This window comes from Streptomyces synnematoformans (assembly GCF_039531005.1).
Classification (GTDB): Bacteria; Actinomycetota; Actinomycetes; order Streptomycetales; family Streptomycetaceae; genus Streptomyces; species Streptomyces synnematoformans.
In genome coordinates this window covers 1-7,294 of the sequence record NZ_BAAAPF010000345.1, presented here as the reverse complement: position 1 = coordinate 7,294, position 7,294 = coordinate 1, and the positions used below count along the sequence as shown (strand labels likewise).

At 75.4% G+C, this 7,294-nt stretch carries 5 protein-coding genes; 3 read left to right on the top strand and 2 right to left on the bottom strand.

The window, feature by feature from the left end; translation table 11 throughout:
* Nucleotides 1-75 precede the first annotated feature (75 nt).
* Nucleotides 76-2,391 (bottom strand): glycosyl hydrolase family 18 protein, encoded by a 2,316-nt coding sequence (locus ABD317_RS31380; RefSeq protein WP_344294357.1) that lies wholly within the window; start codon nt 2,389-2,391, stop codon nt 76-78.
* 304 nt (nt 2,392-2,695) lie between these two features.
* On the opposite strand from ABD317_RS31380, the gene ABD317_RS31375 reads away from it, so the two are divergent.
* Nucleotides 2,696-3,799 carry a P1 family peptidase gene (locus ABD317_RS31375; RefSeq protein WP_344294355.1) on the top strand — a complete coding sequence of 368 codons (1,104 nt, stop codon included), beginning with the start codon at nt 2,696-2,698 and terminating at the stop codon, nt 3,797-3,799.
* Nucleotides 3,800-3,822: 23 nt separating this feature from the next.
* Here the strand turns inward: ABD317_RS31375 and ABD317_RS31370 are convergent, their stop codons facing one another.
* The gene (locus ABD317_RS31370; RefSeq protein ID WP_344294353.1) at nt 3,823-5,133 is read right to left on the bottom strand and encodes an MFS transporter; all 1,311 of its coding nucleotides are present in this window, start codon (nt 5,131-5,133) and stop codon (nt 3,823-3,825) included.
* Between the two features lie 295 nt (nt 5,134-5,428).
* Here ABD317_RS31370 and ABD317_RS31365 point away from each other — a divergent pair, with 295 nt between their 5' ends.
* Both ABD317_RS31365 and ABD317_RS31360 read left to right on the top strand, forming a co-directional pair.
* Nucleotides 5,429-6,622: an ATP-grasp domain-containing protein gene (locus ABD317_RS31365; protein WP_344294351.1), complete on the top strand. Its 1,194-nt coding sequence runs from the start codon at nt 5,429-5,431 to the stop codon at nt 6,620-6,622.
* Nucleotides 6,619-7,294 (top strand): IucA/IucC family protein (locus ABD317_RS31360; protein WP_344294349.1); only part of this gene is annotated, 676 nt, incomplete at its 3' end. The genes ABD317_RS31365 and ABD317_RS31360, both read left to right, overlap by 4 nt.

Sequence of the window (7,294 nt, the reverse complement as noted above, 5' to 3'; positions counted from 1 at the left end):
GGTCGGGCCCGGCCGTGGCGCGGCGGCCGGGCCCGGTCGCACGGTCGGTGGCGAACCGCACGGCCCCTCCCCCGTCTACGGGAGTCCGCGATCCAGCGCGTTGAACAGGGTGCCGTTCGCCAGGTCCCCGGACATCTCCCAGACCATCCCGCCGAGCAGGCCCTTCTCCCTGATGTACGCCGTCTTCCGGTCGATGGCCCAGGTGTCGTCGAACGACCACCACTGGCCGTTCGGCCCGGTGTACCCGTACGTGGCCACGGACTGGGTGTCGTGGTGCACGGTCATGCCCGGCACCATGGCGGTGAGGTTGTCGTAGCCGCGGGTGCCGGCCTCCTCCTGGAACTGGCCCGGCGCGGCCCCGTTGGCGCTCTGCCACTCGCCGTTCGCGCCGCCGTCGGCGACCTGCTGCCAGCCGCGCCCGTAGAACGGGAAGCCGATGGTCAGCTTGCGCGGGCTGACGCCCGCGTCCAGGTAGTGCTGCACGGCGCCGTCGATGCTGAAGTCGTCCGGGTACGGCGACTGCGCGTCCGGGTAGAGGTTGGCCTGGTGGCCGGTGCGGTGGGGCTCCCACGAGTTGTCGCTGCCGGAGCCGTGGAAGTCGTAGCCCTGGACGTTGGCGAAGTCCATGTACTTGAAGATCTCCTTCAGGTCCCAGCCGGCGTCGATCTTCTCCGGGTCGGCGGGGGTGAAGGCGGTCAGCAGCTTGTGGTCGCCGCCCAGCGCGTCGAGCTGCCGCCGGAACTCGGCGATCAGCGCGGTGTTGTTGGCCTTGTCCTCGGGGCTCCAGTGGTTGCCCGGGTGGCCGTCGGGCGAGCCGGGCCACTCCCAGTCCAGGTCGATGCCGTCGAAGATGCCGGCCGCGACGGCGGGGCCGCCGGCGCCGTTGTACTCGGGCAGGTCGCCCTTGATGTACATGTCGATGCAGGACTTGACGAACTTCTCCCGGGCGGCGGGCGTCGCCGCGGCGTCCGAGAAGTACTTGGAGTACGTCCAGCCGCCCAGCGAGATGAGGATCTTCAGGTGCGGGTGCTTGGCCTTGAGCTTCTTCAGCTGGTTGAAGTTGCCGCGCAGCTTGCCCCAGCCGTCGTCGGCGACGCCGTCCACCGACTGGCCGGCGGGGAAGGCCCGGCCGTAGTCGGCCTCGGCGTCGCCGGCGCCGTCGCCCTGGTTGGGGTCCTGCGGGTCGGGCGAGGTGCCCTTGGTGACGCCGTTGAGGCAGGTGAGGTTCCGCGGGTCGATGTTGGCGAAGGCGTAGTTGACGACGTCCAGCCTGGCGGCCGCGCCGGAGGTGTCGAGGTCCTTGACGAAGTACTGGCGGCCGTAGATGCCCCACTGCACGAAGTAGCCGACCTTGGCGTAGCCGCCCTCGCCGACGGCCTCGTCGGTGGTGACGGTGAGGGTGTTGCCGGCGGGCGAGGGGTTGTCGGCGGCGTCGCGGGCCCTGACCGTGAAGTCGTACCGCGTCGCGGGCGTCAGCCCGGTCAGCGTGGTGGTCAGGGTGTCGGCGGGCACGCTCGTGGCGAGGGCGGTGCCGCGGTAGACGTCGTAGGCGGCGACGCGCTTGTCATCGGTGGCCGCGTCCCACCGCAGCGCCACGGTGCTGGAGGTGACGTCCGTGGTGCGCAGGTTGCCCGGTGCCGTGGGCGGCACCGTGTCGGTGGCCGGGTCCACGGTGGTCGCGGTCACGGGGGCGCTGGGCGGGCCCTCGTTGCCGCGGGAGTCCTTGGCGCGGACGGTGAACTCGTAGGAGGTGGCCGGGGTCAGGTCGCGGACGGTGGCCCGGGTGGTGGCGCTGGCCGCCACGACGGAGCCGCCGCGCAGCACCTCGTACGCGGTCACGGGGAAGTCGCCCGGCGCCGCCTCGTTCCACTCCAGCGTCACGGTGCGGGCGGTGGTGTCGGCGACGGTGACGCCGGCCGGGGCCTGCGGCGGCACAGCGGGAGCGCCGTCGCACTTCTCGCCGTTGATGAGGCAGCCGGTGGGCGCCGTCATCGGGCCGCTGCCGGTGAACGTGTAGCTGTACGGCTCGGTGTCGCGCCCGGCCGGGACGCGGGCGTTGTAGTACGCGGGCGTGACGGTGACGTGGCGGCCGTCGACCTGCGCGGTGCCGTGGGTGTGGTTGCTGACCGACACGCCGGCCGGCAGGTCGAACTCCAGCGACCAGGTGTCCACCGCGGCGGTGCCGGCGTTGGCGACCACGAACTTCCCGGTCCACGAGGAGCCGCTGCCGGAGCTGCTGAACGTCGCGGTCAGCCCGGCTTCCGCGCGGGCGGGCGGGGCGAGGGTGGTGAGCCCGGTGAGCGCCAGCGCCAGCACGGCGAGGACGGCGAGCAGGCGCCGGGGCACGGAAAACGGTCTGAGGCGTAGGGGTGCGGCTCTCTGCACGGACACGGCTCTCCTTGTGGGAAGACGACGTCCACCCGCGCCGGGTCGTCCGAGGCTCGGGTGGTCGGACGCGAATCGTGCGGTATAGACCTCTAAGACATCCCTGGGTCGCGAGCATGTCAATGCGGTGGGTGAGGGCCGCGGACCGTACCAATCCAGGCGGCGGGACGACTCCGCCGCGCTCCGGTGCAACGCAAAGGACTGGACCAATCCCCGCAAATTTTACCTTTACTTGACCCTTCGCCGCCCGCAACCCGCTGCCGCGGGTCTGGAACCTGCCGCCGGCGGCGGGGGCGTAGCCTGCGGCTCCATGGACGGACTCTCCGCGGCGGCCGGGCGCCGCGCCCGGGACCTCGGCATCGTCGTCGGCCGGCTCGCCCCCGGGCCGTACGGCGCGATCACCGACGTGCCGGGCGTACGCGTGGGGCACACCACGCTGCGCGAGCCCCCGCTCGTGCACAGCGGCGTCACGGCGATCGTGCCCGGGGACGTGCACCCGGGCGCGCCGCTGCCCGCCGGGGTGTTCGCCGGGAACGGGTACGGCAAGCTGATCGGCAGCACCCAGCTCGCCGAGTTGGGCGCGCTGGAGACGCCGGTGCTGCTCACCTCGACGCTGTCGGCGTTCCGGGCCGCCGACGCGCTCGTCGGCTGGATGCTGGAGCGGCCCGCGTGCGCGGGCGTGACGAGCCTGAACCCGGTCGTCGGCGAGTGCAACGACGGCGCGCTGTCGGACATCCGGGCCCGGCCGGTGCGGGCGGAGCACGTGCGGGCCGCGCTCGACGGGGCCGCCGGCGGGCCCGTCGCCCAGGGGTGCGTGGGCGCGGGCACGGGGGTGGCGGCGCTGGGCTTCAAGGCCGGCGTGGGCACCGCGTCCCGTACGGTTCGGGTCGCGGGCCGGAGCGCCCGCGTCGGGGTGCTCGTCCAGGCGAACTTCGGCGGCACGCTGCGCGTCCTGGGCCGCACGGTCACCCCCGCCGACGTCGGCGTCCCCGGGCCGGCGGCCGGCCCGGAGGCCGGCTCCTGCATGGTCGTCGCGGCCACCGACGCGCCGCTGGACGCCCGGCAGCTGACCCGGGTGGCGCGGCGTGCGGTCTTCGCGCTGGCCAGAACGGGCGCGTCGTACGGGCACGGGAGCGGCGACTACGCGATCGCCTTCGGCGTGCCCCCCGGGGGTACCGCCCACGCGCGCAGGGGGTACCGCCCACGCGCGCTTGCGCGCCGTGGGGGAGCGCGGTGGAAGAGGCCGCCGCCGGCCGACGCCGCGCTCGACCCTGTTTTCGAGGGGGTCATGGACGCGGTCGAGGAGGCGGTGCTCGACTCGCTGCTCGCCGCCGTCACGACGACCGGCCCGCACGCCCGCACCCGCCACGCGCTGCCGGCCGGCCGGCTGGCGGCGCTGCTCGGGCGTGGCTGACCGCGCCCCGGCGCGCGGATCCCTCAGCGCTCGCGGTCGGCGCGGGCCTCCTCCGCCGCGGGCTCGCGCGCCACCGCCGCGTCGCGGGCCGCCGCGGGGTCGTGCTTGACGTCCGCCGTCGCGGGGCGGCGCTCGCCGACCGCGGGGGCGATGAAGATCGCCGTGGCGACCAGCGCCAGGACGGCGATCATCGCCGAGCGCAGCCCGTAGTGGTCGCCCAGGAAGCCCAGGCCGGGCGGGCCGACGAGGAAGGCCGCGTACGCGATCATCGCCACCAGGCTCACCCGCGCGGTGGCGTTCGGGCCGGAGTCGCCGGCGGCGGAGATCGCGACGGGGAAGCCCAGCGAGGCGCCCAGGCCCCAGAAGAGGACGGCGGCGCCCGCCGCCACCGGATGGTCGACGAAGATCACCACGACCAGCCCGAGCGCCGCGGACACGGCGCTGGTCCGGATCACGAGGAAGCGCCCGAAGCGGTCGATGAAGTAGCCGCCGCAGAAGCGGCCGACGGTCATGGCGGCGGCGAAGCCGACGTACACCAGCGAACCCAGCGCCGCGTCCACGTCGTGGCCGTCGACCATGAGCAGCGGCAGCCAGTCGGTCGCCGCGCCCTCGGCGAGCGCCATGGCCAGGACCACCCCGCCGATCAGCAGCAGCCGGGTGTCCTTCCACAGCGGCCGCCCGCCGCCCTCGGCGTCCCCGTCCGCGTCCGTTTCTGCGTCCGCGCCTGCGTCCGCGTCCGCGGCGCCGTCCCCGTACGCCTGCCTGCCCACGCCGGCGGGGACGTGGCCGAAGGAGGCGAGGAAGAGGGCGAGCGCGACGCCGGCCATGATGAGCAGATGCCACTGCACGGGGAACCCGGCGGCCGTGGCCAGCATGCCGAGGCTCGCGCCGACCACGGTGCCGAGGCTGAAGAACCCGTGCAGTGTCGTCATCACGGACCGGCCGAGCAGCCGCTCGACCTCCGCCCCCTCCACGTTCAGCGCGACCTCGCCCGACCCGCCGCCCAGGCCGAAGACGAAGAGCCCGGCGGTGACGAGAGCCGCCGACGAGGTGAGCGCCCCCGTCCCCACCCCCGCGACGCCGAGCGCGATCAGCACCGTGCCGCCGCCGATCACCGGCCGGGTGCCCATCCGGGCCACCAGCGGCCCCGAGCTGATGATGCCGAGCGTGGAGCCGACGGACAGGCCGAAGAGGATCAGGCCCATCTCGGCCGTGGACGCCCCCAGTTCGTCGCGGACGTCCGGGGTGCGGGTCACCCACGAGGAGAGCGACAGGCCGGGGATGAGGAACATCAGGGACAGCGACAGGCGCCGGCGGCGCGAGGCGGTGACCATCGGGGGCTCTCTTTCGAAGCGGTGACTCGTCAGCGCCTGGGCGACGGCCGTGCGGGCAGAGCGAGGGAACCGCGTGGCGGCGGGCTCCTCCCGCAGTCTCGTTCCGACCCGGCCACCGGCTCAAACCAGTTTCGGTCCGCGGACTCCCGCCCGGGAGCGGCGGACGGTGCGCGGGCGGGGCGGGCCCGGCGCGTTTGCGCACCCCGGGCGCCGACGCGTGATCGACAGAGTAAGGTAAGCCTTACCTCTGCCTCAGCTGCCGGGTGCTTCCAGGAAGGTGTCAGGTCAGGATTCCGTGCGGTTATATCTGCTGGCGCGCAACCCCACCGACTCGGTCACGGACGGCTTCCTCCCCGCCGCGCGCCGCCTCGGCCTCGACGTCACCGTGCTCACCGACCAGCCCGCCGCCCACCGGCGGCGCGCCCCGGAGCCGGAGACCCTCGGCTGCGACGTACGCGACTTCCGCGCCGTGATCAGCCGCGTCTCCGCCCACCACCGGCCGGCCGCGGTCTTCACCAACAGCGACCACCTCCAGACCCAGGCGGCCCTCGCGGCCGAGTACTTCGGCCTGCCCGCCAAGAGCTGGCGGGCGGCCCTCGCGACCAAGGACAAGGCGGAGATGCGCCGCCGGCTCGCCGCCGCGGGGGCGGCGGCGGTACGGGCGGCGAAGCTGCCCGCCGGCGCGGACCCGGCGGCGGCCGCCGGCGCGGCGGGCGTGCCGTACCCGTGCGTGGTCAAGCCGCGCGAGGGCGTCGCCAGCGAGGACGTGGTGCTGGCCGCCGACGCGGCGGAGCTGGTGCGGCGCTGCGCGGAGATCCGGGCGCGCCGGCCGGGTGAGGCGCTGGTGGTCGAGGAGTTCCTCGACGGCGAGCTGTACACGCTGGAGACGCTGGGCGACGGGCGGGTGCGCCACCAGCTCGGCGGCTTCCACACCGAGCTGTCGCCGCCGCCGCACTTCATCGAGGAGCGCATGGCCTACGTGCCCGCCCACCCCGCGCCCGTGACCGCCCAGGTGCTCGCGCAGCTCGACGCGCTGGGCGTCGGGTTCGGCATCTGCCACACCGAGTTCGTGGTGCGCGCGGGCCGGGCGCGGATCGTGGAGGTCAACTACCGCGCCGTCGGGGACCAGTGCGACCTGCTGCTCGCCCGGCTGCTGGGCGTCCCGCTCTTCGAGCACGTCCTGCGCACGCACCTCGGCGAGCCGCTGCCCGCCGACCTGGGGGCGCGTACGGACGGGCGGGCGCGGCTGTCCTACCCGTGCGCGGCCGCCGCCGGGACGCTGACCGCCGCGCCGGGCCCGGCCGACCTGGTGGTGGACGGGGTGGAGCTGGCGTACCGCCCGCTGCGCGCGGTCGGCGAGCGGCACGAACTGCACCGGACCAACCGCGACTTCCTCGGCGTCGCCCGCGCCGTCGGCACGGACCAGGCGCGGGTGGACCGGGTGGTGGCGGAGTTCCTGGCCGCGCAGCGCTGGGAGATCACGCCGTGAGCGGGGCCGCGCCGGACGGCGACGGCGACGGCACCCGGGCCCCGGACGCCGCGGAGGCCGAGCTGACGCTGCGCGTGCTGAGCGCGCTGCTGCGCGAGGACGCGGCGGGGGTGCGCACCCGCGGCACGCCGGTCGACCGGGCGGACGGGCGGTGGCTGCGGCTCGCGGACCCCCGCGGACCGGGCGCGCTGCTGCTGCCGGTGGCGCCGTACGGCTTCCAGGGCACGTACGGCGCCCGCCTGCCGCTGCTGCTCCGGGTGGCGGACGGCCGGACCGCCGAGGTCACCGGGCTGGACGCCGTCCTGGCCGCCCTCGCCGGGCAGGCCGAGCCCGAAGACCGCGGCGGCTTCGCCGACTTCGCCGCGGAGTGCCGCCGCGCGCTGGCCGCCATGCGGCTGCACACCGCCACCTGGCCGGGCACCGCGGCGGCGCTGACCCGGCGGTACGGCCCGGACCCGGCCCGCTGGACCGGGCACGCCGGCACGCTCGCGTACGACACGCTCGCAGCCCGCCTCGACCACCCCGTCTACCCGGCCTCGCGCGGCCGCGCCGGACTCACGACCGCCGACCTGCGCGCCCACGCCCCGGAGTGCCACCCGCGGTTCGCGCTGCGCTGGCTCGCCCTGCCGCGTCCGCACCGACACGTCCGCGATCGTCCCGCGCACCGTCCGC